At 68.3% G+C, this 24,027-nt stretch carries 28 protein-coding genes; 16 read left to right on the forward strand and 12 right to left on the reverse strand.

Annotation, left to right across the window (positions count from 1 at the left end; genetic code table 11):
• Positions 1 to 28 precede the first annotated feature (28 nt).
• From AC14A7_RS09390 to AC14A7_RS09400, 3 genes are read left to right on the forward strand one after another with little or no spacing between them, the layout of a single operon-like run.
• Positions 29 to 1,861: a phosphoenolpyruvate carboxykinase (GTP) gene (locus AC14A7_RS09390; protein WP_484008410.1), complete on the forward strand. Its 1,833-nt coding sequence runs from the start codon at positions 29 to 31 to the stop codon at positions 1,859 to 1,861.
• Positions 1,862 to 1,919: 58 nt separating this feature from the next.
• Complete coding sequence (locus AC14A7_RS09395) at positions 1,920 to 2,453, forward strand: RNA polymerase sigma factor (protein WP_484008411.1); 534 nt, start codon at positions 1,920 to 1,922, stop codon at positions 2,451 to 2,453.
• A gap of 1 nt (position 2,454) precedes the next feature.
• Positions 2,455 to 3,180, forward strand: a complete 726-nt coding sequence (locus AC14A7_RS09400; RefSeq protein WP_484008413.1) for a hypothetical protein — start codon at positions 2,455 to 2,457, stop codon at positions 3,178 to 3,180.
• 15 nt (positions 3,181 to 3,195) lie between these two features.
• Here AC14A7_RS09400 and AC14A7_RS09405 read toward each other — a convergent pair whose 3' ends face one another.
• Complete coding sequence (locus AC14A7_RS09405; RefSeq protein ID WP_484008414.1) at positions 3,196 to 3,729, reverse strand: hypothetical protein; 534 nt, start codon at positions 3,727 to 3,729, stop codon at positions 3,196 to 3,198.
• 192 nt (positions 3,730 to 3,921) lie between these two features.
• Between AC14A7_RS09405 and AC14A7_RS09410 the strand changes: the two genes are divergently transcribed.
• The 6 genes from AC14A7_RS09410 (at position 3,922) to AC14A7_RS09435 (ending at position 9,232) form a co-directional block, all read left to right on the forward strand.
• Positions 3,922 to 4,668 (forward strand): PspA/IM30 family protein, encoded by a 747-nt coding sequence (locus AC14A7_RS09410; RefSeq protein ID WP_484008415.1) that lies wholly within the window; start codon positions 3,922 to 3,924, stop codon positions 4,666 to 4,668.
• 2 nt (positions 4,669 to 4,670) lie between these two features.
• Positions 4,671 to 5,501, forward strand: coding sequence for an arginase family protein (locus AC14A7_RS09415; RefSeq protein WP_484008416.1), 831 nt, complete (start codon positions 4,671 to 4,673; stop codon positions 5,499 to 5,501).
• A 55-nt stretch (positions 5,502 to 5,556) separates the two neighbouring features.
• Positions 5,557 to 6,342 carry a crotonase/enoyl-CoA hydratase family protein gene (locus AC14A7_RS09420; RefSeq protein WP_484008417.1) on the forward strand — a complete coding sequence of 262 codons (786 nt, stop codon included), beginning with the start codon at positions 5,557 to 5,559 and terminating at the stop codon, positions 6,340 to 6,342.
• A 187-nt stretch (positions 6,343 to 6,529) separates the two neighbouring features.
• Positions 6,530 to 7,945 (forward strand): dihydrolipoyl dehydrogenase family protein, encoded by a 1,416-nt coding sequence (locus AC14A7_RS09425; protein ID WP_484008419.1) that lies wholly within the window; start codon positions 6,530 to 6,532, stop codon positions 7,943 to 7,945.
• Between the two features lie 31 nt (positions 7,946 to 7,976).
• The gene (locus tag AC14A7_RS09430) at positions 7,977 to 8,423 is read left to right on the forward strand and encodes a hypothetical protein (RefSeq protein WP_484008420.1); all 447 of its coding nucleotides are present in this window, start codon (positions 7,977 to 7,979) and stop codon (positions 8,421 to 8,423) included.
• Complete coding sequence (locus AC14A7_RS09435) at positions 8,420 to 9,232, forward strand: SDR family NAD(P)-dependent oxidoreductase (RefSeq protein ID WP_484008421.1); 813 nt, start codon at positions 8,420 to 8,422, stop codon at positions 9,230 to 9,232. The genes AC14A7_RS09430 and AC14A7_RS09435 overlap by 4 nt, the downstream gene beginning before the upstream one ends.
• 20 nt (positions 9,233 to 9,252) lie before the next feature.
• Here AC14A7_RS09435 and AC14A7_RS09440 read toward each other — a convergent pair whose 3' ends face one another.
• Positions 9,253 to 9,600, reverse strand: a complete 348-nt coding sequence (locus AC14A7_RS09440; RefSeq protein ID WP_484008422.1) for an SIP domain-containing protein — start codon at positions 9,598 to 9,600, stop codon at positions 9,253 to 9,255.
• Between the two features lie 40 nt (positions 9,601 to 9,640).
• Positions 9,641 to 11,056 (reverse strand): amidase, encoded by a 1,416-nt coding sequence (locus tag AC14A7_RS09445; RefSeq protein ID WP_484008424.1) that lies wholly within the window; start codon positions 11,054 to 11,056, stop codon positions 9,641 to 9,643.
• Between the two features lie 154 nt (positions 11,057 to 11,210).
• On the opposite strand from AC14A7_RS09445, the gene AC14A7_RS09450 reads away from it, so the two are divergent.
• The 5 genes from AC14A7_RS09450 to AC14A7_RS09470 all read left to right on the forward strand — a co-directional run bounded on the left by AC14A7_RS09450 (position 11,211) and on the right by AC14A7_RS09470 (position 14,272).
• Positions 11,211 to 11,591 (forward strand): GntR family transcriptional regulator, encoded by a 381-nt coding sequence (locus AC14A7_RS09450; protein ID WP_484008425.1) that lies wholly within the window; start codon positions 11,211 to 11,213, stop codon positions 11,589 to 11,591.
• Positions 11,588 to 12,478, forward strand: a complete 891-nt coding sequence (locus AC14A7_RS09455) for an ABC transporter ATP-binding protein (RefSeq protein WP_484008426.1) — start codon at positions 11,588 to 11,590, stop codon at positions 12,476 to 12,478. The genes AC14A7_RS09450 and AC14A7_RS09455 overlap by 4 nt, the downstream gene beginning before the upstream one ends.
• Complete coding sequence (locus tag AC14A7_RS09460) at positions 12,475 to 13,242, forward strand: ABC transporter permease (protein WP_484008428.1); 768 nt, start codon at positions 12,475 to 12,477, stop codon at positions 13,240 to 13,242. Before AC14A7_RS09455 ends, AC14A7_RS09460 begins: the two co-directional genes overlap by 4 nt.
• Before the next feature lie 69 nt (positions 13,243 to 13,311).
• Positions 13,312 to 13,920, forward strand: a complete 609-nt coding sequence (locus AC14A7_RS09465) for a hypothetical protein (protein WP_484008429.1) — start codon at positions 13,312 to 13,314, stop codon at positions 13,918 to 13,920.
• Between the two features lie 13 nt (positions 13,921 to 13,933).
• Positions 13,934 to 14,272, forward strand: a complete 339-nt coding sequence (locus AC14A7_RS09470) for a DMT family transporter (RefSeq protein ID WP_484008430.1) — start codon at positions 13,934 to 13,936, stop codon at positions 14,270 to 14,272.
• 43 nt (positions 14,273 to 14,315) lie between these two features.
• Here AC14A7_RS09470 and AC14A7_RS09475 read toward each other — a convergent pair whose 3' ends face one another.
• From AC14A7_RS09475 to AC14A7_RS09505, 7 genes are read right to left on the reverse strand one after another with little or no spacing between them, the layout of a single operon-like run.
• Complete coding sequence (locus AC14A7_RS09475) at positions 14,316 to 14,894, reverse strand: N-acetyltransferase family protein (RefSeq protein WP_484008431.1); 579 nt, start codon at positions 14,892 to 14,894, stop codon at positions 14,316 to 14,318.
• A 23-nt stretch (positions 14,895 to 14,917) separates the two neighbouring features.
• Positions 14,918 to 15,742 (reverse strand): ABC transporter permease, encoded by an 825-nt coding sequence (locus tag AC14A7_RS09480; RefSeq protein WP_484008433.1) that lies wholly within the window; start codon positions 15,740 to 15,742, stop codon positions 14,918 to 14,920.
• Positions 15,739 to 16,635 carry an ABC transporter ATP-binding protein gene (locus tag AC14A7_RS09485; RefSeq protein WP_484008434.1) on the reverse strand — a complete coding sequence of 299 codons (897 nt, stop codon included), beginning with the start codon at positions 16,633 to 16,635 and terminating at the stop codon, positions 15,739 to 15,741. Before AC14A7_RS09485 ends, AC14A7_RS09480 begins: the two co-directional genes overlap by 4 nt.
• Positions 16,636 to 16,645: 10 nt before the next feature.
• A complete protein-coding gene (locus AC14A7_RS09490) occupies positions 16,646 to 17,323 on the reverse strand; it encodes a uracil-DNA glycosylase (protein ID WP_484008435.1) in 678 nt (225 codons plus the stop codon).
• Positions 17,323 to 18,078 carry a Type 1 glutamine amidotransferase-like domain-containing protein gene (locus AC14A7_RS09495; RefSeq protein ID WP_484008436.1) on the reverse strand — a complete coding sequence of 252 codons (756 nt, stop codon included), beginning with the start codon at positions 18,076 to 18,078 and terminating at the stop codon, positions 17,323 to 17,325. The genes AC14A7_RS09490 and AC14A7_RS09495 overlap by 1 nt, the downstream gene beginning before the upstream one ends.
• Positions 18,045 to 18,527 carry a phosphoribosyltransferase gene (locus AC14A7_RS09500; protein ID WP_484008438.1) on the reverse strand — a complete coding sequence of 161 codons (483 nt, stop codon included), beginning with the start codon at positions 18,525 to 18,527 and terminating at the stop codon, positions 18,045 to 18,047. Before AC14A7_RS09500 ends, AC14A7_RS09495 begins: the two co-directional genes overlap by 34 nt.
• 9 nt (positions 18,528 to 18,536) lie before the next feature.
• On the reverse strand, positions 18,537 to 19,310 hold the full coding sequence (locus tag AC14A7_RS09505) for an SDR family oxidoreductase (RefSeq protein WP_484008439.1): 774 nt from the start codon (positions 19,308 to 19,310) through the stop codon (positions 18,537 to 18,539).
• A gap of 32 nt (positions 19,311 to 19,342) precedes the next feature.
• Between AC14A7_RS09505 and AC14A7_RS09510 the strand changes: the two genes are divergently transcribed.
• Positions 19,343 to 20,440 carry an acyltransferase family protein gene (locus AC14A7_RS09510; RefSeq protein ID WP_484008440.1) on the forward strand — a complete coding sequence of 366 codons (1,098 nt, stop codon included), beginning with the start codon at positions 19,343 to 19,345 and terminating at the stop codon, positions 20,438 to 20,440.
• An 18-nt stretch (positions 20,441 to 20,458) separates the two neighbouring features.
• Here the strand turns inward: AC14A7_RS09510 and AC14A7_RS09515 are convergent, their stop codons facing one another.
• Both AC14A7_RS09515 and AC14A7_RS09520 read right to left on the reverse strand, forming a co-directional pair.
• Positions 20,459 to 21,919 (reverse strand): MFS transporter, encoded by a 1,461-nt coding sequence (locus AC14A7_RS09515; protein ID WP_484008441.1) that lies wholly within the window; start codon positions 21,917 to 21,919, stop codon positions 20,459 to 20,461.
• On the reverse strand, positions 21,916 to 22,479 hold the full coding sequence (locus AC14A7_RS09520) for a PadR family transcriptional regulator (protein ID WP_484008442.1): 564 nt from the start codon (positions 22,477 to 22,479) through the stop codon (positions 21,916 to 21,918). Before AC14A7_RS09520 ends, AC14A7_RS09515 begins: the two co-directional genes overlap by 4 nt.
• 146 nt (positions 22,480 to 22,625) lie before the next feature.
• Here AC14A7_RS09520 and AC14A7_RS09525 point away from each other — a divergent pair, with 146 nt between their 5' ends.
• Positions 22,626 to 23,945, forward strand: coding sequence for a bifunctional o-acetylhomoserine/o-acetylserine sulfhydrylase (locus tag AC14A7_RS09525; RefSeq protein ID WP_484008444.1), 1,320 nt, complete (start codon positions 22,626 to 22,628; stop codon positions 23,943 to 23,945).
• Positions 23,946 to 24,027: the final 82 nt, after the last annotated feature.

Here is a 24,027-nt window from a genome sequence, read left to right on the forward strand (position 1 = left end):
GCGAGTTCGTTCCCGGCGAGGAGGATCCATGTCGACCATCACGGTGAAGCAGAGCGTCGCGACGACGCCGATCGTCACGAGCGACCGCCTGGCGATGTGGGTGCACGAGATCGCCGCCCTCACGCAGCCGGATGCCGTGGTCTGGTGCACCGGGTCGACGGCAGAGCGCGACGGCCTCCTTCGCGGCCTCGTCGAGGCGGGAACCCTCACCCCGCTCAACCCGGAGCGCCGCCACTACAGCTTCCTCGCCCGCAGCGACCCCGACGACGTCGCGCGCGTCGAAGAGCGCACCTTCATCTGCTGCGACGACGAGCAGGATGCCGGGCCGACCAACAACTGGTGCGATCCCGCCGAGATGCGCAGCACCCTCTCGCGGCTCTTCACCGGCAGCATGCGCGGTCGCACGATGTACGTGATGGCGTTCTCGATGGGCCCGCTCGGATCCCCGTTCTCGCGGATCGGGGTGCAGGTGACCGACTCCCCATACGTCGTCGTCAGCATGGGCACGATGACCCGCATGGGCTCAGAGGTGCTCGAGGGCATCACCGACTACACGCCATGGGTGGCCGCCGTGCACAGCGTCGGCGCTCCCCTACAGGACGGCGCCGACGACGTGCCATGGCCGTGCAACCCGGAGAAGTACATCAGCCACTTCCCGGCAGAGCGGGAGATCTGGTCGTTCGGCTCCGCCTACGGAGGCAACGCCCTGCTTGCAAAGAAGTCGTTTGCCCTCCGCATCGCGTCGTCGATGGCGCGCGAGGAGGGCTGGCTGGCTGAGCACATGCTCCTCGTCAAGGTCACCAGTCCCGAAGGCCGCGCGTTCCATCTCGCGGCAGCCTTTCCCAGTGCGTGCGGCAAGACGAACCTTGCCATGCTCGCACCCTCGCTTCCCGGGTGGACAGTCGAGACGATCGGCGACGATATCGCCTGGCTGCACCGCGGCGACGACGGCCGGCTGCGCGCGATCAACCCGGAGGCTGGCTTCTTCGGAGTGGCCCCTGGCACGAGCACCTCGACGAATGCCACGGCGATCGAGACGCTGTGGGGCAACGCGATCTTCACCAACGTCGCGCTCGACGACGACGGCGACGTGTGGTGGGAGGGGCTGACGAAGAAGGCGCCAGACCACCTTCTCGACTGGCAGGGACGTGACTGGTCGCCCGCGTCATCCAGTCCGGCCGCCCACCCCAACTCCCGTTTCACCGTAGCGGCAGCCCAGTGCCCGTCTATCGCAGACACCTGGCAGGATCCGCACGGCGTCGTCATCGACGCAATCATCTTCGGCGGCCGCCGCGCGAGCAATGTGCCTCTAGTGGTGGAAGCACGCGACTGGGAGCACGGCGTCTACCTCGGCGCCACGATCTCGTCGGAGCGCACGGCGGCCGCCGAGGGCACCATCGGAGAGCTGCGCCGCGACCCCTTCGCGATGGCGCCGTTCTGCGGCTACAACATGGCCGACTACTGGGCGCACTGGCTCGACTTCGGAGTGCGGCTGCGCGCGACGGGTGGCATGCCGCGCATGTTCCAGGTCAACTGGTTCCGCACCAGCGCCGACGGCTCCTACCTCTGGCCGGGATTCGGCGAGAACCTGCGCGTGCTCGAGTGGATACTGGCGAGGGTCGACGGACAGGTGGCTGCCGTCGACAGCCCGCTCGGGCTGCTGCCTCACCCCGGCGAGGTGCGCACGGAGGGGCTCGAGCTCGCCGAGGGAGCGTGGGATGCCCTGTTCGAGATCGACACCGACTCGTGGCTGGCGGAGGCCGCATCCACCCGGCAGTTCCTCGAGGGATTCGGGGATCGGGTGCCGCCGGCCGTGCTGCGCCAGCAGCAGATCCTCGAGGAGCGACTCGCGAGCCACTGACCTCCCCAACGTTCTGCCCTCGCTGTGCGTCTAATAGGGCAAGGGAAAGGGTCGGATGGTGTCAGCGGTCGAGCAGGAGGGGCAGAGCCCCGCGTGGGAGCGCGTGGTGCAGCGGCTCGTCGCCGAGCGCGGCGAAGCACTGACCCGCTACGCGTTCTACGTCTGCGGCAGCCGGGAGGACGCGGCCGACCTCGTGCAGGACGCCCTGGTGAAGACCTTCGGCCGACTGCGCAACGGCTTCACGATCGACAGCGCAGAGGCATACGTGCGCCGCGCCATCCTGAACACCTGGGTCGACCGCGGTCGGCGCACCACGCGCTGGCGCCGCATCGCGCACCTCAACGCCGCCCCCGAGGTCGAGGATGCCGCAACGGCAGAGACGGAATCGCGCCTCGACCTGCATGAGGAGCTGCGCAAGCTGAGCCCACGGGAGCGCGCATGCCTCGTGCTGCGCTACAACGAGGACCTCAAGGTCGACGACATCGCGGCGACCCTCGAGCTCAGCTCTGGGGCAGTCAAGCGCTATCTGAGCGACGGCCTGTCGAAGATGGCCGTCTCGCTCTCCACCGACACCGACGAGGCAGGAAACTGACATGGCATCCGAGCCCTCCAACCTCCGCTACCTGTTCGGCGAGCCGACAGCGCCGACGCCGACCATCGATGTGTCGAGCGTCATCCGCCGCAGCCGTGCCCGCCGCGCACCGCGGCTGCTCGGGGCAGGGGCGTTTGCCGTGCTCACCGTCGGCGCACTCGCCTACGGTGGCTTCGCCGGGCTCGCGGGCTTCGGCAGCGTGACGGCGAGCGACGCGGGCGGCGCCGCGCCGATGACGGAGTCCGACGACGGCGCGACCTCCTCGATGGGGGGCGAGACCGGATTCATGGACGCCAAGTCGAGCGTCGCGGCCGCGGACCTGTTCCGTTGCGGAGAGCCCGTGGTCGAGATTCCGCCAAGCGAGCTCGGCCTGGTGTTGCGCGCGACGGCGCCGGGCGTTGTCGACGCGGGTGCGGCATCCATCGACGCTGCTGTCGTGCTGCGCAACGATGGCTCAGAGCAGGTGATGACGGCCGTGTCGACCGCGCCGGCGTTCGCGCTGACACGCGACGGCATTGTCGTCGCGACGAGCGCACAGCCATCGGGCAGCACCACCGTCGACCTCGAAGCCGGCGAGTCCTACGAGTACGGCACCGCGACCGTGGCCCTCGCGTGCGACGGCACCACACTGGTGCCGGGCGACTACGAGGTGCTCGCGGCGATCGACGCCGAAGCCGCGTCGGGCGGGCCAGTGGTGACCAGCCCGACACGGCTGACGATCAGATAGTCGGGTGAACCCGCACTAGCCGATCTTGCGGTCGTTGAGCAGGTAGAGCGCGCCCGTGATCGCGAAGAGGATCGCGAGGATCAGGGCGAACCACACCGGCAGAGCGAGGCTCGCTGCGATGAACGACAGCGCCCAGATTGCCCCGACAACCGCTGGAACGAACAGGATCCAGCGAGCTGCGCCCTTGGCAACGCCCTTCTTGTAGATGGCCCAGGCCGAGAGCAGCCCGCCGACGATGATGAAGAGCCCGGCGAACACGACGGCGATCGACGGCAGCGCGACAAGCTGGGCGATCGCGAGGATGACCCAACCTGCGGCGAACACGATGAGGGCGATTTTGCCGAGCATGTAGTCACCGACGGCGCCGTTGCCACCGGTCTGCCCGAGCGCGACGATGACGAGCCCAGCCGCGAGGATCAGGAACGCGAGCGCCAGCAGCCACGGCACCGTGCCGACGACGTAGGCGAGAATCCAGAGGACGCCCGCGATGAGAAGAGCGGACCCACCGAAGAGCCGCCAGTTGGCAGTTCGTGCAGTAACACCAGCCATGTAAACCTCCTGTTGCGCGCGGGCCCGTACTGGCCCGCGTCGCGCTCAGTCTGGCAGTAGGGAGGCCGCAGCGGCATCACTGATGCTGCGCATACTCCCGCTCGCTATGATGCGCTCGTTACAATCGCGAGTGGATGCCTGCCCCCGCAGGCGCTCAGCCGGGCTCGCCCCGGCCAACAGGAAGGCATGCGCATGGCCAAGCAATCAATCCTCGGACGAATCGCCCAGCTGGCGAAGGCGAACATCAATGCTCTGCTCGATGCGGCGGAAGACCCCCAGCTCATGCTCGACCAGATGGTGCGCGACTACTCCAACAGCATCGCTGAGGCGGAGAGCGCCGTCGCCCAGACCATCGGCAACCTTCGCCTGGTCGAGCAGGATCACAAGGAAGACATCGAGGCCGCCGCCGACTGGGGTCGCAAGGCCCTCGCGGCAAGCACCAAGGGCGACCAGCTGCGCAGCGCAGGCAACGACGTCGACGCAGACAAGTTCGACAAGCTCGCCAAGATCGCCCTCGGCAAGCAGCTCGCGGCAGAGAAGGAGGCGCGTGACGCAGAGCCGTCGATCGCCTCCCAGACCGAGATCGTCGAGAAGCTCAAGCACGGGCTCGACGCCATGCGCGCCAAGCTCGACGAACTGAGCGCCAAGCGCGACGAGCTCTCTGCCCGCGCCAAGATGGCCGACGCCCAGCAGCAGGTTCACGATGCGATCAAGAGCATCGACCTGCTCGACCCGACGAGCGAGATCAGCCGCTTCGAGGAGAAGGTGCGGCGCGAGGAGGCCAAGGTGCTCGGCCAGCAAGAGCTGGCCGCATCGAGCCTCGACGCCCAGTTCGACAGCCTCGAAGACCTCGACAAGGAGGCGGAGATCGAGGCGCGGCTCGCCTCGCTCAAGCTCGGCTCCGGGTCGGGCCCCGCGGCCGTTCCAGCCGCCGAGTAGTCATGAGCGCCTCCTTCGTCGTCGTTCCCCAGTGGCAGGCGTCCGGCTCCGATCGGGCGATGCGGCTGGTCGACGGCGCGGAGGCGATTCGCGGAGACCTGCCTGCGGCATCCACTGTCGTCGTCGACATCCCCCTCGAGGCTGGTGACGAGCTGGGCACGGGGGTCGCGCGGGCAGGGTCTCTGCGGATCGTGCACGACCGCACGCGCGACGCCCTCGCCGGTCTCGACGGGCTCGCCATCACGATCGGCGGTGACTGCGGCGTGTCGCTCGGGTCCGTCGGCTTCGCCAACGAGCAGCGCGACGGCGACATGGCCGTCGTGTGGTTCGACGCGCACCCCGACCTCAACTCGCCTTCCACCTCCGCCTCGGGGTGCTTCGCCGGCATGGTGCTGCGGGCGCTCGTCGGCGATGGTGTCGACGGCCTGGTGCCGGCGGTCGCCGTGCACCCGTCGCGCGTCATCCTCGCCGGCGCACGATCGTTCGACGACGGCGAGGATGCCTACATCGCCGAGCACGCAATTCCCGTGATCGAGGCAGCAGAGCTTGCCACCCCCGAGGCCCTCCTCGCCGCGATCGCGGCGACCGGTGCGAGGTCGGTGTACATCCACATCGACGTCGACGTGCTCGACCCGGCAGAGATCACGGGAGTCGGCAACCCGGTTCCGTTCGGCGTTGGCGCTTCCCACCTCGTCGACGCAGTGCGGGCAATTGCCGCGGACTACGAGATCGCCGGTGCGACCATCGCGCAGTTCGCGCCGGTCTCTGCCGACGCCGCGATCGACGACCTGCCGACCCTGCTGCGGGTCATCGGGGCGATCGCCGGCCGCTAGCCTGCCGTCGCCGCTGGCTAGCATGGAACAACGGGCGACACGCAAAGGGGCAGACATGGCCGAGAGCCGCATCACCATCGAGCGCGACGGGCACGTGCTGCTCATCGGCTTCAACCGGCCGGAGAAGCGCAACGCCGCCGACCTGCAGCTGCTGCACGAGCTCTCCCTTGCCTACGCCCAGCTGGAGAACGATCCAGAGCTGCGCGTCGGGCTCGTCTTCGCACACGGCGACCACTTCACGGGCGGCCTCGACCTCGCCGATGTCGGGCCGCGCATCGGAGCCAGCGGCCTCGACATCACGGGTGACGACGGCATCAACCCGTGGCAGGTCTCCGGCCAGCAGCTGTCGAAGCCGGTCGTGATCGCCGTGCAGGGCACCTGCCTCACCCTCGGCATCGAGCTGATCCTCGCGAGCGATATCGCCGTCGCGGCGCAGTCGACGGTGTTCGGGCAGATCGAGGTTGCCCGCGGCATCCTCCCCTTCGGCGGGGCCACCATCCGCTTCCCGCGCGCGGTGGGCTGGGGCAACGCGATGCGCTGGATCCTCACCGGCGACAGCTTCGACGCGGCGGAGGCGCTGCGCATCGGACTCGTGCAAGAGGTCGTTCCCGACGGCGAGCAGTACGAGCGCGGCCTCGCGCTCGCCCAGCGCATCGCCGCTCAGGCTCCCCTTGCCGTGCAGGCGGCCCTCGCCAACGCCCAGCTCGCGGTGCGTGACGGCGACGCGGCCGCGGAGCAGGCGCTGCAGCCAGAGCTCGTGCGACTGGCGACGAGCGAGGATGCCCGCATCGGCATGGAGGCGTTCCTCACCCGCACACCGGCGACCTTCGTCGGGCGCTGATGGATGAGAAGTTAGGTTCTCATTAGCGATCCGTCGGCAGACTCTGCGACCCTCGGTGACCGATTTGTCTCCTTGACTTCTCATTCGGCGTCAACGAGAAGGCGGCGCGGCGAGGACGGAATCTGCGCAGGATCCTCGAGAAGCGCATCAGTGAAGTGAGATCGTAGATTCAAACGAAAGGCGCACGATGACCACTGAATACGACGTCATCATCATCGGAGGCGGGGCGGTCGCAGAGAACGTCGCCGATCGCGCGGTGCAGGGTGGACTCACCGCAGTGCTCATCGAGAGCGAGCTCGTCGGCGGCGAGTGCTCCTACTGGGCGTGCATGCCGTCCAAGGCCCTACTGCGCAGCGGGAGCGTGCTGCGCGCCGCCAAAGCGGTAGACGGGGCGAAGCAGGCCGTCACCGGCGAGCTCGACGTGGCGGCGGTGCTCGCACGCCGCACGGGCTTCACCCACAACTGGGACGACGCGAGCCAGGTCGACTGGGTCGATTCCGCGGGAATCGACCTGGTGCGAGGTCATGGACGGCTATCCGGCGTGCGCCAGGTGACGGTCGAGGAGCCCGACGGGTCGACTCGCGCCCTCACCGCTCGGCACGCTGTCGTCGTGAGCACCGGATCCGACCCCGTGCTGCCCGACGTGAACGGCCTGGCCGGCGTCTCGCCGTGGACTCCGCGCGAGGCAACGAGTGCAACAGCCATTCCCCGCAGTCTCGCGATCATCGGCGGCGGCGTCGTCGCCGTCGAGCTCGCCACGGCCTACGCGAGCTTCGGCTGCACCGTCACCGTGATAGCCCGCAGCGGGCTGCTCAGCGGGCAGGAGGACTTCGCGAGCGCCATGGTTGCCTCCTCCCTGCAGCAGAGCGGTGTGACCCTCCGACTCAACACGACGCCCGTGTTCGCCCAGCGCGACGGCCAGGTGTCCCTCGACCTGAGCGACGGCACCACCGTCGTCGCCGAAGAGGTGCTTGTCGCCACCGGCCGCCAGCCTCGCACGACAGACATCGGACTCGACTCCGTCGGCATCGCACCCGGCGGGTGGCTCACGGTCGACGACACCATGCTCGTGACCGGCACCGACTGGCTGTATGCAACGGGAGACGTCAACCACCGTGCGCTGCTCACCCACCAGGGCAAGTACCAGGCGCGCATCGCCGGCGACGTGATCGCGGCACGGGCGGCTGGCGCGTCGGTGGACGACGAGCCGTGGGGGTCCAACGTTGCGACCGCAGACCACGCTGCGGTGCCCCAGGTGACGTTCAGCGACCCGGAGGTCGCATCCGTGGGCCTGACCTCGGAGGCGGCGCGCACGGCTGGCCACCGCATCCGGGTCGTCGACTACGACCTCGGCTGGGTCGCGGGAGCATCACTGCACGCGGATGGCTATGAGGGACGCGCCCGCATGGTCGTCGATGAGGACCGCTCCGTCATCCTCGGCGTCACCTTCGTCGGACCGGATGTCAGCGAGCTGATCCACGCGGCGACGATCGCCGTCGTCGGCGAGGTTCCCATCGCGCGACTCTGGCACGCCGTTCCCGCCTACCCGACCATGAACGAGATCTGGCTTCGCCTGCTCGAGACCTACCGCAGCGAGGCGTAACCTCCCAGCGGGGCGCCGGTAGCCTGAGGGAATGGCATCCACCGTCCGACCGATCAACCCGGGGCGGTTCGTTCGGGCGATGCAGCGGTGGTCGGAGTTCACGGTGGCAATCCCCGGCGCGCGGCGCGTGCTGCTGAGCCCGGTGGTCGCACGCCCCGGCTACTGGTTCGCAACACTCGCCGGTCTCGTCTGGGGCGGCATCCTCAGCCTCGGTCGCATTCGCAGCGCCGGTGGCGTCATCGTCGCGCGCAAGTGCCCGCGCTGGGCCTTCGGCCGTGGCGGCACAACGATCGGCGCCGTCTTCCTCACCCATGACCGCGTCAGCGACGACGTGCTCGAGCATGAGGCAGTGCACCGCGCCCAGTGGAAGCGGTACGGCCTCGCTTTCATCCCGCTCTACATTGCCGCCGGAGTCCCGGCGCGCACCAACAGGTTCGAGGTCGAAGCAGGCCTCACAAAGGGCGGGTACACGAAGTGATCAAGACAGCAGTCATCACCGGCGCGAGCGCTGGCATCGGCGCAGAGACGGCCGCGCGCCTGCACGACCTCGGCTGGAGGCTCGCCATCGTCGGGCGCAACAGGGAGCGAACGGATGCCGTCGCGGCAGCCGTGCGCGGCACCGCTTTCTACGCCGACTTCGACTCGCTGCAGGAGGTGCGTGCCCTCGGGGCGGCCCTGCTCGCGAAGTACCCGCGCATCGACGTGCTGCTCAACAATGCGGGCGGCCTCACCTCTCCTCGCGGACTCACCGTCGACGGGCACGAGCGCACGTTCCAGCGCAACCACCTCGCGCCGTTCCTGCTCACCGGTCTGCTGCGCGAGCGGCTGGAGAAGCACGGTGGCCGCGTCGTGTCGACCTCGAGCATCATGAACCGCATCGGCGACGTGCGCCTCGACGACCTCGAGTGGGAGAAGCGCGCCTGGCTCGGGGGCTGGAAGGCCTACGGAACCGCCAAGCTCGAGACCGTGCTGTTCATGCGCGAGCTGGCCCGCCGCTCGAGCCTCGAGGCGTACTCCGTGCACCCCGGCTATGTCGCGACGGGCTTCGGCACCGACTCGCGGCTCATCCGCATCTCTGCTGTGCTCAAGCAGGGCGGCTTCGGCATTCCGGTGGCAGAGGGGGCGCTTCCGCTCATCCGTCTCGCGACAGACCCCGACGTCGCGGCCGGCAACGGGTCGTACTTCGACCAGCTCATCCCCAATGGCGCGACCGCTCGGCAGGGCGGCGACCTCGGACTTGCCGCCGCGCTGTGGGACCGCAGCGCAGAGCTCGTCGGGTTGGTCTGAGCCGCGCTCGGTGAGTCGGGCTAGTTCGAGCTGAGCAGTCGGGGGGCGCCCTCTGAGGCGATCCACGCGTAGACGCTGTGCTCCTCTGTGCCGCTCACCGGCAGCATCTCGCTGAGCCAGGCGTCAACCGAGCGCTCGAGCTGCTGTCCGCGATCGCGCAGCAGCCAGCAGATCGAGAAGCGCGGAGGAGCGTCGAGGGCCTCGATCTCGTTGGCAGAGTCGACCTCGACGAACACCTGCCCGCGGGCCTTGGCCGGCAGAGTGGCGAGCACGAACCGAATGTCGCCGAGCGAATCTGAGGTGCCGGCAAGGAGGATGCGGTCGCGAACGCCGGGATTCCATCCGGTGCCGCTCTCCTCGAAGGTCATGCCTCCAGTATAGGCATGCCTTACCTAAGCTCGCTGAGCGCTACCACTGCGGAGGATGGCGCTTCTGCCACGCGAAGCGCCGCTCGAGCTGGGCGCCGATGGCCAGCAGGGTGTGCTCGCCGCCCGGCCTCCCGATGAGCTGCACGCCCATCGGGAGTCCGTCGTCGGTGACGTGCACTGGCAGCGTGATGGCGGGCAGTCCGCTCACGTTGACGAAGCTCGTCCAGGGGGTGTACTGGCACTGCTGGGCGAAGTTGCGCTCGGCATCCTCGCTGTCATACCAGCCGATCGGCCGCGGCGTCATGGCGAGCGCTGGCGTCATCACCGCGTCGAAGCGCGAGAACTGACGGATGACGCTGCGCTCGAACCGCGTGAGCGTCACCAGCGCCTCGGCGAGGTCGCGCGCCCGCAGCTCCCGCCCGCGTTCGACGAGCCATTGCGTGAGCGGCTCGAGCAGCGCGAGCCGCTCCCCCTCCACCGGGATGGATGCCGCCCCCGCCTGCCAGATCGTGCGGAACGCCGGCCCGTAGCTCTCATCCGGCTCGAGTGCGCACTCCTCCAGGCCGTGGTCGATGGCGGCAAGCGCGTCGGCGGCCACCGCGAGCGCCGCGGCGGCCTCGGCGGAGACCTCGATGTCGTAGCTGGAATCCCACGGGCTCGAGGTCATGATGCCGATCGAGAAGCGGCCTTCCCCGCGCAGGGCGGCGTTCGAGAAGGCGCCGCCGTCCCACGTCGGCGGTGCGGTGGCGAAGGAGGATGGCGCACCCTCGACGAGCGCGTCGAGCACGAGCGCCGCGTCGCCCACCGATCGCGCGATGGGCCCGTGAACGACGAGCCCGGCGGTCGAGAGGAACCCGGAGCCCGACGGCACCCGCCCGCGCGATGGCTTGAGGCCGACAAGGCCGGTCGCCGCCGCCGGGATGCGGATGGAGCCGCCACCGTCACTGCCCGGCGCGACGGGCAGAAGCCCGGCCGCGACCGCGACCGCCGCTCCCCCGCTCGAACCCCCGGCGCCCAGCGCCAGGTCGTAGGGGTTCCTCGCGGGCGGCGCGACAAGCGACTCTGTATAGCTGGGCAGCCCGAACTCCGGCGCGGCGGTCGACCCGAGGCTCACGGCCCCCGCGGCGTCCCTGGCGAGCACGCCCTCGTCCGACTCCTCTGCGACATGGTCCGCGAAGGCGCGGGATCCGAAGGTGACGCGTGCTCCGGCCCTGCGCTCGAGGTCCTTGTCGCCGAGCGGGATCCCCCACAGCGGCAGCGACCGTGGCAGCTGGGACTCCACGACGGCGGCCCGCTCGAGGGCGGCATCCGGCGCCACTGTCGTGAACGCGCCGAGTGTTTCGTTCAGCCGGTCGATGCGATCGAGGTAGTGACGCGCCAGCTCTGTCGGCGACACCTCGCCACGGCGCAGCCAGTCCCCCTGCTCGCGGGCGGAGAGGTGGTGCAGCTCGAACATCCTTCGAGCCTAGGCGCTCACCTCAAATCCCCCGCAGCTCCAGCTGCGGGCTCGGCGCCCCCGGTATAGCGCGCGACATGAAGCCATAGCTGGAGCTGTGGCGAAGAGAGGGTTGACAGGAGGGGGGTTAGCTGGTTGGTTAGTTACATGAGTAATGAACCAGCGAACGGAGAGCACGGTGGATGAGTCCCGACCGATCTTCGTGCAGATCGCGGAGCAGATCGAGAACGACATCGTCGCAGGCTCGCTCGCAGAGGAGACCCAGGTTCCCTCCACGAACGAGTTCGCGGCCTTCTACCGCATCAATCCGGCGACCGCGGGCAAGGGCGTCAACCTGCTCGTCGATGCCGGCATCCTCTACAAGAAACGGGGCATTGGCATGTTCGTCGCCGACGGCGCACGCACTCGACTCGTGGCAACGCGCCGCGAGCACTTCACCACCCAGTTCGTCCGCCCACTCGTCGAGGAGGCAGCCAAGCTCGGCATCTCCCCCGACCAGCTGGCAGACCTGATCAGAAAGGAGGAGGCCAAGTGACCGCGGTAGTCGAAGTCAGCAACCTCACCAAGCGCTTCGGCAGCGTCACCGCTGTCGACAACGCGAGCTTCACCATTCGCGAGAACGCGATCCACGGCCTTCTCGGTCGCAACGGCGCAGGCAAGACCACTGTCATGCAGCTGCTGACCGGGCAGGAGTTCGCCACCTCCGGCGAGATCGCGGTGTTCGGGCAGTCGCCCGTCGAGAACGCCGCCGTGCTGCAGAACCTGTCGTTCATCAAGGAGAGCCAGCGCTATCCAGAGGACTTCATGCCGAAGCACGTCTTCCGCAGTGCGCCATGGTTCTTCCCGAACTGGGACGCCGACTTCGCCGAACAGCTCATCGACGAGTTCCGGCTGCCGACAGGTCGTCGCATCAAGAAGCTCTCTCGAGGTCAGCTCTCCGCGGTCGGCGTCATCGTCGGCCTCGCCTCCCGCGCCCCGCTCACCTTCTTCGACGAGCCGTACCTCGGACTCGACGCGGTGGCCCGCCAGCTGTTCTACGATCGACTACTCGCCGACTACGCGGAGCACCCCCGCACGGTGATCCTGTCGACCCACCTGATCGACGAGGTGAGCAACCTGCTGGAGCACGTCATCGTGATCGACCGCGGCCGCATCATCATCGACAAGGGTGCCGACGAGCTGCGCGGATCCGTGTCGAACGTCGTCGGCACCGCATCGGCAGTCGACGCGTTCGTCGCCGGCCGCGACGTGCTGCACCGTGAGGGCATCGGCGGGCTTGCCTCCGTCACCCTTGCCTCGCTCGACGAGGCCGACCGCGCTGTCGCACGCGCCGCGGGCCTCGAGCTCTCGCCGGTATCCCTGCAGCAACTCATCATCCGCACGACCACGGTCGCCGATAAGGAATTCGAGCTGAGCGCATGACCACCATCACCGAGTCACCCGTCACCACCGGCCTCTGGAACCGGGTGAGCGCGGTCGTGCGGCTGCAGTTCGTCAACCCCATGACCGTTCTGGTCATGCCGTGGGCCATCCTGCTGACGATCTTCCTTGCCAATGTCGCCATCTGGGCGCTCATCATGGGCGGCCTGGAGGACGGCGTCGACCGCGCCAAAGTGGCCGACGGCTTCCAGTGGAGCGGCGCATCCACCTTCATCTTCATCTACATGATGGTGGTGGCGATCCAGTCGATCAACGCGACGTTCTCGTTCGCCCTCGGCCTGAGCGTCACTCGGCGCGACTATGTGCTCGGGGCTGGCCTCAGCTTCGTTGCCCTCGCCGCGATCTTCGCAACCGGGCTTGCGATCCTTGCGGCGATCGAGGAGGCGACTGGTGGATGGGGCCTCGGCGGACGCATGTTCACCGCCGTCTACTTCGGCGATGGCACCTGGTACGAGCGCTACTTCATCTTCTTCGCGCTCCTGCTGTTCTTCTTCTTCGTCGGTGCCGCGATCGCCGCGGTCTACGTGCGCTGGAAGGCGATCGGCGTCACGGTGTTCTTCGTGGCACTCGGCTTCGCGCTCATCGGCATCGGCGCACTGCTGACCTTCACCGACGGATGGGCCTCGCTCGGCGAGTGGCTGGTTGGCAACGGCTGGGTCGGCAACTACGCCTGGTCGCTTGTGCTCACAGCGATCGCCGCGGTGGCCGGGTACCTCCTACTGCGCAAGGCGACGCCGAGAAGCTGAACTGTGCGGGTGCGGCGTCGGCTGGGCATCCCCAGCACGGCGCCGCATCCGGCTGTTAGATTCCTGCTCATGCGCGCACGCTCCGTACTCCCCGCCCTCCTGGCCGTGGCGGCGCTCTCGATCACCGGGTGCGCCACACCGGCTCCGCCCACCGACGCCGACGAGCCGCGGGTCTCCCCGAGTGCCTCCGCCTCATCGACACCGGATGCCGCCCTCCTGACCTTCACCCAGCCAGCCACCTGCGCCGCCGCCCTCCCCCTCGCGCGCATCGCCGCGCTGGAGGGCGATCGCGACCTCGTGCTGCTCGGGGGGCCGGAGGGCCGGTACGGCCTCGAGTACGCACTCGACCCCTCACCAGAGGAGCGAGCGGGTGGCATCACCTGCATCTGGGGCGATGGCACGACTGACATCAGTGTTGTGACTGTCTCCGTCGCCCCGGTGAGCCCAGCGAGCCGCGCACCCATCGTGGCGCAGCTCATCGACCAGGGCCTCAACGAGAGCATCGAGGGCGATGTCGTCGTGTACTGGCAGCAGGGCGACACCGACGAGCAGCCGGCCATCGTCAACATGGTGCGCGACGACAGCTGGATCTCGGTGATCCAGACGGTCGGTGGTCCCGTGGCATACGAGGAGGCACTCGCTCTGGCCGACGAGGCGCACGCGATGGTCTACGGCTAGGTAGCCTCGAGCCATGGGCTACGTCTTCCTCGCGCTTGCGATCATCGGCGAGGTCATCGCAACGACCTTCCTCAAGTTCACGAGCGGGGAGCGCCAGGTGTGGTGGGCGTATCCGATCGTCGGGGTCGGCTATGTGTTCGCCTTCGCGATGCTCTCGCTCACGCTCTCGCGCGGGGTGCCGCTCGGCATCGCCTACGCGCTATGGGCGGGCATCGGTGTCGTACTCGTGGCGATCATCAGCTGGCTGGCGTTCGGCGAGTCACTGACCTGGGTGCAGCTCGTGGGCATGGGCCTTGTGATCGCCGGCGCTGTGCTGCTCGAGCTCGGCGCCGCGCACCCGACCGAGGGCTGAGGCAGCCCTCGGAGCTGGCGGCTGCGCTCCTGGATGCAGCGCGTTACTTGAGCGACTTCTGCATCAGCACGGTGCCGATCCAGCGGTCGAACTTGAAGCCGACCTTGCCCATGTGACCGCCGTCGGTGAAGCCGAACTGGCGGTGGAGCGCGATCGAAGCCTCCGCTCCCTTGTCGGCGATCACCGCGATGATCTCCTTGAGTCCCGCCTCGCGCGACTTGTCGATCAGGGCGGAGAGGAGCGCCTTGCCGAGACCCTTGCCGGTCGACGCCGGCCCGAGGTAGATCGAGTTCTCCACAGTGAAGCGGTAGGCAGCCTTCGCCTTCCACGGGTACACGTAGGCATAGCCGAGAATCTGCCCGCTCGGACTCACCGCCACGATGTACGGCATGCCCAGCTTCTTGGCACTGGTGAACTTCTGCCGCAGCGCCCGCAGCGACAGCTCCTCCTCATCGAAGGTGACGACGGAGTTGAGCACGTAGTGGTTGTAGATCGCCCGGATCGAGGGTAGGTCGGAGGCCACCGCGTCGCGAATTGTGAACGCGAACGGCGCCTCTGGCTCCGGCTGCTTGCGCAGGTGCGGTGGCAGCTGGCGTCGCGGCTGGTATTCCTCTTCAAGCACGAGTCGAGTTTATGCTCGTGCGCTCACGTGACGTCTTTGCGCCAGGTGACCAGGTATCCGATGACCGTCACCGCGACGGCGATCGCGAGCAGCACGAGGCCGCCCTGCCACCACTCGAGCTGAACGATGGGCGCCCCGCTGCCACCCATCATCGTGAACACGCTCGCCCCGACGAGCGCATCGCTCGCCGCACCGGGAAGGAACTTGCCGATGTTCGCCGTCCAGTCCCAGACAGTGGCCCCGAGGCGAAGGATCGGCTCGAGGAACTGGGTGAAGACCAGCACGACCACGATCGAGAGCACCTGGCTGCGCAGGAGGGTGCCGAGTCCGACCCCGACAACCGCCCAGAGCACCATGGCGATGAGGATGCGGCCGAACAGCGCCCATGTGTCGCTGGAGTCGAGCCCGGTGTCGCCTCCGGTCAGCGCGATGATTCCGGCCCCGGGGCCGACGGCGCCGACCAGCGCCCCAAGACCGTAGACGAGGCCGACGGTGCCGAGTGCGATGAGCTTCGCCCCGAGCACAGAGAGGCGGCGTGGATTCGCGAGAAACGTCGGTGTCAGTGTCTGGTGCTGGAGCTCCGAGGTGGCGGCGAGCGCGCCGAACAGCACGGGGAAGACGTAGCCGATCGAGGAGGCGGTGCTGTAGACCAGCGGCGGAATCGACTCCTCGGGGATGGGCGGCATGCCCTGGGAGGAGAGCTGGTCGCCAAGGCCGCCGAAGATGCCCCCGACCAGCGCGGCGAGGAAGGCCATGTAGCCGACGAGGATGAGCAGCAGTACCCACCACATGCGAACGGTGAGGATCTTGGCGAACTCCGACCGGATCGCGTTGCCGAAAGTGGTCATGCGCCGCTCCCCTCGCTCGTTTCTCCGACAAGCTCGAGGAAGACGTTCTCGAGTCCCGCCTGCTCTGGTCTCAGCAGGCTCAGCGGAACGCCGGCCCGGTGGGCGATCGCCCCGATCTCCGCGGCGGTGACGGCGCTGACCTGGATGCCGTCATCCTTCTGCTCTATCCGCGCCCCGGCAGCGACGAGGGCCGCGGCCAGCGCAGACCGGTCCGGCGCGTCGACGCTGACGCGGGTGCCAGCCTCGAGGTCGGCGAGTGTGCCCTCGTGCACGAGGCGCCCGCGCGAGATGATCACGACACGGTCGACGCTCTGCTCTACCTCGCTCAGCAGGTGCGAGGAGACCAGCACCGTGCGTCCCTCCGCGGCGAGCGAGGTCAGCAGCTGCCGCATCCAGCGGATTCCCTCTGGGTCGAGGCCGTTGATCGGCTCGTCGAGCACGAGCACGGGCGGGTCGCCGAGCAGGGCGAAGGCGATCCCGAGCCGCTGGCGCATGCCGAGCGAGAAACCGCCGACCCGACGGTCTGCGTACTCGGCGATACCCACCTGCGCGAGCACGGCGTCGACGCGAGAAGCCGGTATGCCGGCGGCGATCGCGTAGACCCGCAGATGGTTGCGCGCACTGCGTCCTGGGTGGAAGCTCGATGCCTCCAGCGCCGTGCCGACCGTTGCAAGGGGCGCAGCGAGGTCATGGTAGGCCACGCCGCCGAAGGTCGCCGTGCCGGAGCTCGGGGTCACAAGGCCGAGCAGCATGCGAAGCGTCGTGGTCTTGCCGGCGCCGTTCGGGCCGAGAAAGCCCGTGACCTGGCCGGGCTGCACGGTGAAGGTCAGGTCGGTCACCGCGGCAACGGCGCCGAACGACTTGGACAGACCCGCTATCTCAATCGTCGTCATGACACCAACGCTAGTTGAGTGACCAGTCGATCGGCTCCGCCGCACGGCGGAGAAGGTGCTCGTTTGCCTGACTGAACGGCTTGGAGCCGAAGAATCCGCGGGACGCCGACAGGGGGCTCGGATGCGGCGAGGCCACGATGGGCGTCGTTCCGAGCATCGGGCGCAGCGTCTGCGCGTCGTTGCCCCACAGGATCGCGACGAGCGGGGCATCCCTGGCCACCAGCGCGCGGATGGCGGCCTCCGTCACCGCCTCCCACCCGCGACCACGGTGCGAGCCGGCGACGCCCTCCCGCACGGTCAGCACGCGGTTGAGCAGCATGACGCCGCTCTCTGCCCACGACGTGAGGTCGCCGTGCTCTGGCGTCGCGATGCCGAGGTCGTCGCTCAGCTCACGGTAGATGTTCGCGAGGCTGCGCGGAATGGGTCGCACGTGCCGCTCGACGGCGAACGAGAGCCCGATGGCGTGCCCCGGCGTCGGGTACGGGTCCTGACCGACGATCAGCACCCGCACGGCATCCATCGGGTAGCTGAAGGCCCGCAGCACGTTCTCGCCAGCGGGAAGGTACGGTCGGCCAGCAGCGACCTCGGCCCGCAGGAATTCCCCGAGCGCGGCCACGGTCGGCGCGACGGGCTCGAGAGCCTTGGCCCACCCCGGATCGACGAGCTCAGCGAGCGGCCGTGCCGTCATCAGGCACCGATCGTGCTCACCAGCACGCCATCGTCGTGCGCGATCACCTGCCACACGCTGCCAGAGCCGACGACGCGAAGCCCGTCGTCCTCGACGATGAGCACGGTGAACTCGTCGATGGCCAGACCGCCCTCGACCAGCCCGGCTTCCGTCGCAGCGACGAGTCGCGAGAGGGTTCCCCACTGCGCGGCGTGCACGTCGATCGCGAGGTCGACGAGGCCGAGGCCCTCGACAACGGTGACCTCCTCGAGGTCTTCTGCGGCGTCCTCCCCGCAGACCTCGATCGATCCGATGCGCCAGCCGCCGATGATCGCGGCGTCGGCGGCGATCATGGCACCGGCAGAGAACCCGAGGTAGGGAAGGCCGTCGCCGACGAGGAGGCGGATCTCGTCGACGATGGGGGTGACGGCGTCGAGGTAGGCGGGGGTGAGTCCGCCGCCGATGAGCAGGCCGTCGATGTCGGTGAGGGCGCCGGATGCGAACAGCTCGCCCTCCACGATCGAGGTCACGGCCGGCTCGCACGGCGACACCCGCCGCAGCTGGTCGATGTAGTCGCGCGCCTTCGACTCTGCGGTCTCCTGGTCTTCGCGAACGAGCAGCACGCCGATGCGGGGAAGGTCGCGCCCGCTCAGGAGCGCGCGAGCGGCCGCCTCGACGAGGAAGGCACGGTAGACCTCGCCGTCGTAGTCATCCGACCAGCCTCCGCCGACGAGATGGATGCTCATGCCGCGCTCACCGGTGGCAGAACCGACCACGGGAAGTTGATCCACTTCTCGGTGCGGCGCCAGGTGAAGTCGGCCTCCTGCACCGTGTGGGGCTTCGTGTAGAGCACGACCGTGCGCACCTCTGCACCGCTCGCCTCGAGCAGCTCGATCACCATGGCGAGCGTGCGGCCGGAGTCTGACACGTCGTCGACCAGCAGCACCCGCGCGCCACGCAGGCTCGCCGCGTCGAGCAGGGGCGGAAGGATGACCGGGGCCGGCAGTCGTGTGCCGACACCCGTGTAGAACTCGACGTTCAGTGCACCGCACGACTTGACCCCGAGTGCATAGCTCAGGCTGCCGGCAAGCAGCATGCCGCCGCGGGCGATCGCGACCACGAGGTCGGTCTCGAACCCGCTGTCGGCGATCTGCTGGGCAAGCTCCCGGCTCGCCTCCCCGAACTCCTCGTAGCTGAAGGACTCGCGGTCGTCAGGAGCTGTCATCACACCACGCTAGCCCTTCGGTGTCAGCGGACCACGCACGACCTTGTGCGGCGCGGCCTGCGCGAGCGGCTTGATCGTGACGAGGTCGATGTTGACGTGCGGTGGAAGCTCGATGGCGTGCACGATCGACGCGGCGATGTCCTCCGCGACGAGCGGCTCCACGTCGGCGTACACGGCGTCGGCGCGCTCCTGGTCGCCCCCGAAGCGCACGAGCGAGAACTCGTCGGTGCGCACCATGCCGGGCGCAACCTCGATGACGCGGATCGGCTCGCCGGCGAGCTCCAGCCGCAGAATGCCCACGAGGGCATGGGCCGCGAACTTCGCGGCGTTGTATCCGCCGCCTCCCTCGTATGTGACGTGGCCGGCGATCGAGGTGACGGTGAGGATGTCGGCGATGCCGTTCGCGCGCGCCCCGTCCCGCAGCAACGGCAGCAGCGCACTCGTCACCCGCTTCACCGTCATCACGTTGATCTCGAACATGCGCTGCCACGCGGCCGGGTCGCCGTCCTCGACGGAGTCGAGGCCGATGGCGCCGCCGGCGTTGTTGACGAGGGCGTCGACGGTGCCGAGCTCACGCAGGTAGTCGCGAAGGGCATCCACCTCGCTCTGCACTGTCAGGTCGGCGACGAACACGTCGCATCCGGTCTCTGCCGCGAGCGCCTCGAGCCGGTCTGCTCGCCGCGCGACGCCGACGACCTCCCAGCCGTGCTCGCGGAACAGGCGAACGCTCGCCGCCCCTATCCCAGAACTTGCACCGGTGACAACGACTCGACGAGAACCCATGCCTCAAAAATACCGCCGGTAGGGTGGATGCGATGACCGCTCCAGCCGCTGCGACCAAGCCTCGCGTGCCCTTCTGGGACAACGCGCGCTTCGTGAGCGTGACGCTTGTGGTCATCGGCCACGCGATCCAGAGGCTTACGAGCGACTCGAACAACGCCCTCGTGCTGTACCTGTTCATCTACGCGTTCCACATGCCGGCCTTCGCCATCATCAGCGGGTACTTCTCTAAGGCCTCGCCCCCGACGACGCGGCGCATGCGCAGGGTGCTCAGCGACATCCTGCTGCCGTATGTCGTCATGGAGACCATCTGGACCCTCGTGCAGTGGGTCGTCGAGGGCAAGCAGGAGTTCAACCCGACCAACCCGAGCTGGACCCTGTGGTTCCTGCTCGCACTCGGAATCTTCCGGCTCGTGCTGCCCTACCTCGTGCTGCTGCGCGCACCCCTGCTGTGGGCGCTGCTGCTCTCGGTCATGGTCGGGTACTTCGGCAATGTCGACAGCACCTTCTCGCTCTCGCGGGCGATCGGCATCCTCCCGTTCTTCGTTCTCGGCTGGCAGGCGCGGCAGTGGGGTCTCGCCGAGCGCCTCCTCGACCTCGGCCGCTCCATCTGGGCGGTGCGCGCGGCGGCGGTCCTGGTGCTCGGGGCGTGGCTCGCTGTCGTGATCGTCGGCATAGAGCAGTGGCGGGCGATCGACCTGCGGTTCTGGTTCTTCTACGAGGACTCCTACCGCGGCCTCGGCGAGAGCGAGTGGTGGGCGGGCCTCGTGCGGCTCGGGCTCATCGTGCTCGCGGCCCTGCTGAGCGCCGCGTTCTTCGTGCTCATACCCCGGTCGCAGACGTGGATCACCGGCTTCGGCCAGGCGACGATGTACGTCTACCTGCTGCACAGCTTCATCCTCTACCCGATCCGCGAGACGGGCATCCTCAAAGACGAGCACTCATCGGCGATGTGGCTGGCGAGCATGGTGGTGGCGAGCATCGCGATCTCGATCGTGCTGACGGCGCCTCTCGTGCGGCGGGTGTTCAGCCCGCTCGTCGAGCCGAAGCCGCGCTGGCTGTTCGCCCGCGCGGATGACAAGCCGGCTCGTGAGTCGAAGGTCGATCCGACCGGCGCGCGCCGCTGGCAGTGAGGCCATCCGTCGACTCGGCTAGTGCGTCGAGACCTTCTTCGGCAGCACGAAGACGAGCAAGAACGCGACGACCGCGAACATGGCGCTCGTGAACAGCGACACCGTCGCCGCCTGGCCGAACGCCGGCGCGAGGTCGGCTGGGCCGGCGATGCCGTAGGAGTCGACGAGCCCGAACAGGATGCTGCCGATCACCGCGATGCCGATCGCGCTGCCGATGCGCTGCATGGTTCCGATCACGCCGGAGGCCGCACCGGCCTCTGCCCGGTCGACCGTCGCGATGATGAATCGGTTGTTCGGGGCAATGAAGAGCCCGCTGCCGAGTCCGGCGACGAGCATGGGGCCGAGCAGCTGCCAGCTGGTGAGGTCGGCGGCAGGCACGATCAGCAGGATGAGCCACAGCGCCAGCAGCCCGACCGACAGCATGGCGACGCCGATGGAGAGCACCGTTCTGCCGAGGCGGTCGGCCAGGCGATCGCTCTGAGACGCGCCGATGATGGTGCCGATCGCGAACGGCGTCGACACGAGGCCGGACTCGAGGGCCGTGTGGCCGAGTCCCGCCTGCCACAGCAGGGAGATGGTGAAGAAGATGCTCGTGAACACGGCGAAGTAGACCAGCGCGAGGATCACGCCGCCGGTGAAGGCCTTGTGAGAGAACAGGTGCGGCGGCACGAGCGGTTCCTGACCGCGGGCGACGACGGAACGCTCCCAGAAGGCGAACGCGACGAGGAGGGCGACACCGCCGCCCAGCGAGAGGTAGGTCCACAGCGGCCAGCCCTCATCCTGCCCCTGGATGAGGGGAACGAGGACGGCGACGAGCGACCCCGCGAGCAGCACGAGCCCGACGATGTCGGTCGAGAGCTTCTTGCCCTCTGCACCCGACGGCAAGAGGATCGCCGCGGCGACAAGGGCGATGACCCCGAGGGGGAGGTTGATCGCGAAGATCCAGCGCCATCCGGTCTCCTCGCCGATGGCCTCGATGAGCAGGCCGCCGACAATCGGGCCGAGGGCCGACGAGACGCCGATGACGGCGCCCATGATGGCGAAGGCCTTGCCGCGCTTCATCGGCGGGAACATGAGCTGCACGAAAGCGGTGACCGGGGGGAAGAAGATGCCGCCGCCGAGGCCCTGCACGACGCGGGCGACGATGAGCTGCGTCTCGTCCTTGGCGACTCCTGCCCACAGGCTTGCCGCGGTGAAGAGCAGGAGTCCGGCGAAAAAGACCCACTTGTGGCCGAAACGGTCGCCGATGCGCCCCGCCGGGATGAGCACGAGGCCGAAGGCAAGGGCGTAGCCGGAGATGATCCACGACAGGGTCGCCTCGGAGGCGCCGAGGCTGTCGCGGATGGTTGGCAGCGCCACGTTGACGATGGTGGTGTCGAGCAGCGACATGAACATGCCTGCCATGAGCACAGACAGCGCGATCCAAGCGCGCTTCGGGCTGACCTCGACGGGCGCGACGGCTGGGGTGGTGGTGGTCATTGGTGCTTTCTCGTTCTCTCGTCGGACATGATCTCTGGCAGCGCCTCGAGAAGTTCTTCGTGCCACGCGATCTCGGCCATGAGGCGGTGCACCTGGTGTCGCATGACCTTCTTCTCGATCACCGTCAGGTACTTGGCGATGTGCTCCATGCGCACCAGGAGACCTTCGAGGTCTTTCGTGATCCGCTCGAGTCGACCCCGCAGCGTCTGCTCCAGGGTCTCGACACTCGACTCGTCGAGTCGCGCGAGTGCGAGGTCGACCGGGTCGGGGCGGTACACGATGGTCTCGAGGGACTCGCGCCGGATGCGGGCGAGCGACTCGTCACCCGCAGCGGTGATCGCGAAGATCTGGCGCTCTGGATAGTTGCCCTCCCGCTCGACCCGCACGGCCTCGACGAGATGCTCTCCCGCGAGGCGCTTGAGCGCGCCATAGATCGCCCCCGGCGACACGTCGGCCCACGTGTCGATGTTCTCCTCATCGGCGAGCAGGCGGAGGGCGTGGCCGTGCATCGGTCCGCGTTCGGCGAGCGAACCGAGAATGAACAGGCGAATGGATGACACGCGACTACTCTCGCATGAGTAGTCGCGTGAACGCAAGGCGATTGTTTCGCCCTATTGCGGCATCCATTGTTCGCCACAGGCGGCCTGCCTAGGCTCGCTGCACAGACGGGGATTGGCCCGCCGCAGCTTTCACACAAGGAGCAACAATGAGCGACTGGCAGTTCGAGACCAAGCAGGTGCACTCCGGCGCCAAGGCCGACCCCGCGACCAACGCCCGTGCGACACCGATCTACAAGACGACCTCGTACGTCTTCAACAGCACGCAGCATGCGCAGAACCTCTTCGCGCTGGCCGAGTTCGGCAACATCTACACGCGCCTCATGAACCCGACGACCGACGTCGTCGAGCAGCGCATCGCCGCGCTCGAGGGCGGAACGGCCGCCCTCGCCGTCGCATCCGGCTCCTCTGCCATCACGTACGCCATCCTCAACATCGCGGGCTCCGGCGACCACATCGTCTCGTCGTCCTCGATCTACGGCGGCACGTACAACCTGTTCAAGTACACGCTGTCGCGCCTCGGCATCGAGGTCACCTTCGTCGAAGACCAGGATGACGCCGCGGAGTGGGCTGCAGCCGTTCGCCCCAACACCAAGGCCTTCTTCGCCGAGACCATCGGTAACCCGAAGATCAACATCCTCGACATCGAGAAGGTCGCCGATGTCGCGCACAAGAACGACATCCCGCTCATCGTCGACAACACGATCGCGACCCCGTACCTGATCCGTCCCTTCGAGTTCGGCGCCGACATCGTCGTGCACTCCGCCACGAAGTTCCTCGGCGGCCACGGAACGGTCATCGCCGGCCTCATCGTCGATGGCGGAAAGTTCCCGTGGGCCAAGCTCGCGGCGAAGTTCCCCGGACTCACCGAGCCAGACCCCAGCTACCACGGCGCCAGCTACACGGGCGTGCTCGGCGACGCGATCGCCTACGTCATCAAGGCCCGCGTCACGCTGCTGCGCGACACCGGTGCGGCCCTGTCGCCCGACAGCTCGTTCGCGCTGATCCAGGGCCTCGAGACGCTGAGCCTGCGCATCGAGCGCCACGTCTCGAACACGCAGGAGATCGCCGAGTGGCTCGAGAACCACCCCGACGTCGCCTCGGTCAACTACTCCGGACTCCCGTCGAGCCCGTGGTACGCCGCCGCCAACAAGTACGCCCCCAAGGGCGTCGGCGCCGTCGTCTCGTTCGAGCTCAAGGGCGGCGTCGACGCCGGCCGTGCCCTCGTCGAGAACGTGGAGCTGTTCAGCCACCTCGCCAACATCGGCGACGTGCGCAGCCTCATCATCCACCCCGCGTCGACGACGCACTCGCAGCTGACCCCGGAGCAGCAGCTCACGACCGGTGTGACGCCGGGCCTCGTGCGCCTCTCCGTCGGCATCGAGAACGTCAACGACCTGAAGGCCGACCTCGAGGCCGGCTTCAGCGCCGCCCGCAAGATCGCCGCAGAGAGCGCCGCGAAGGCATAGTCGTCGCACCGACCGAGCCCGTCGAGATCCGATCTCGGCGGGCTCGTCCTGCTTTCGCCACCGGACTGCCCTCAGTTCAGGC

The organism is Conyzicola sp., from assembly GCF_057073975.1.

What these genes read in the sequence shown, in the direction of transcription:
- AC14A7_RS09390 (WP_484008410.1), top strand. Translation starts at nt 29, where the DNA reads ATGTCGACCATCACGGTGAAGCAGAGCGTCGCGACGACGCCGATCGTC.
- AC14A7_RS09400 (WP_484008413.1), top strand. Translation starts at nt 2,455, where the DNA reads ATGGCATCCGAGCCCTCCAACCTCCGCTACCTGTTCGGCGAGCCGACA.
- AC14A7_RS09405 (WP_484008414.1), bottom strand. Translation starts at nt 3,729, where the DNA reads ATGGCTGGTGTTACTGCACGAACTGCCAACTGGCGGCTCTTCGGTGGG.
- AC14A7_RS09410 (WP_484008415.1), top strand. Translation starts at nt 3,922, where the DNA reads ATGGCCAAGCAATCAATCCTCGGACGAATCGCCCAGCTGGCGAAGGCG.
- AC14A7_RS09415 (WP_484008416.1), top strand. Translation starts at nt 4,671, where the DNA reads ATGAGCGCCTCCTTCGTCGTCGTTCCCCAGTGGCAGGCGTCCGGCTCC.
- AC14A7_RS09420 (WP_484008417.1), top strand. Translation starts at nt 5,557, where the DNA reads ATGGCCGAGAGCCGCATCACCATCGAGCGCGACGGGCACGTGCTGCTC.
- AC14A7_RS09425 (WP_484008419.1), top strand. Translation starts at nt 6,530, where the DNA reads ATGACCACTGAATACGACGTCATCATCATCGGAGGCGGGGCGGTCGCA.
- AC14A7_RS09430 (WP_484008420.1), top strand. Translation starts at nt 7,977, where the DNA reads ATGGCATCCACCGTCCGACCGATCAACCCGGGGCGGTTCGTTCGGGCG.
- AC14A7_RS09440 (WP_484008422.1), bottom strand. Translation starts at nt 9,600, where the DNA reads ATGACCTTCGAGGAGAGCGGCACCGGATGGAATCCCGGCGTTCGCGAC.
- AC14A7_RS09445 (WP_484008424.1), bottom strand. Translation starts at nt 11,056, where the DNA reads ATGTTCGAGCTGCACCACCTCTCCGCCCGCGAGCAGGGGGACTGGCTG.
- AC14A7_RS09450 (WP_484008425.1), top strand. Translation starts at nt 11,211, where the DNA reads ATGAACCAGCGAACGGAGAGCACGGTGGATGAGTCCCGACCGATCTTC.
- AC14A7_RS09460 (WP_484008428.1), top strand. Translation starts at nt 12,475, where the DNA reads ATGACCACCATCACCGAGTCACCCGTCACCACCGGCCTCTGGAACCGG.
- AC14A7_RS09465 (WP_484008429.1), top strand. Translation starts at nt 13,312, where the DNA reads ATGCGCGCACGCTCCGTACTCCCCGCCCTCCTGGCCGTGGCGGCGCTC.
- AC14A7_RS09470 (WP_484008430.1), top strand. Translation starts at nt 13,934, where the DNA reads ATGGGCTACGTCTTCCTCGCGCTTGCGATCATCGGCGAGGTCATCGCA.
- AC14A7_RS09480 (WP_484008433.1), bottom strand. Translation starts at nt 15,742, where the DNA reads ATGACCACTTTCGGCAACGCGATCCGGTCGGAGTTCGCCAAGATCCTC.
- AC14A7_RS09485 (WP_484008434.1), bottom strand. Translation starts at nt 16,635, where the DNA reads ATGACGACGATTGAGATAGCGGGTCTGTCCAAGTCGTTCGGCGCCGTT.
- AC14A7_RS09490 (WP_484008435.1), bottom strand. Translation starts at nt 17,323, where the DNA reads ATGACGGCACGGCCGCTCGCTGAGCTCGTCGATCCGGGGTGGGCCAAG.
- AC14A7_RS09500 (WP_484008438.1), bottom strand. Translation starts at nt 18,527, where the DNA reads ATGACAGCTCCTGACGACCGCGAGTCCTTCAGCTACGAGGAGTTCGGG.
- AC14A7_RS09505 (WP_484008439.1), bottom strand. Translation starts at nt 19,310, where the DNA reads ATGGGTTCTCGTCGAGTCGTTGTCACCGGTGCAAGTTCTGGGATAGGG.
- AC14A7_RS09510 (WP_484008440.1), top strand. Translation starts at nt 19,343, where the DNA reads ATGACCGCTCCAGCCGCTGCGACCAAGCCTCGCGTGCCCTTCTGGGAC.
- AC14A7_RS09515 (WP_484008441.1), bottom strand. Translation starts at nt 21,919, where the DNA reads ATGACCACCACCACCCCAGCCGTCGCGCCCGTCGAGGTCAGCCCGAAG.
- AC14A7_RS09525 (WP_484008444.1), top strand. Translation starts at nt 22,626, where the DNA reads ATGAGCGACTGGCAGTTCGAGACCAAGCAGGTGCACTCCGGCGCCAAG.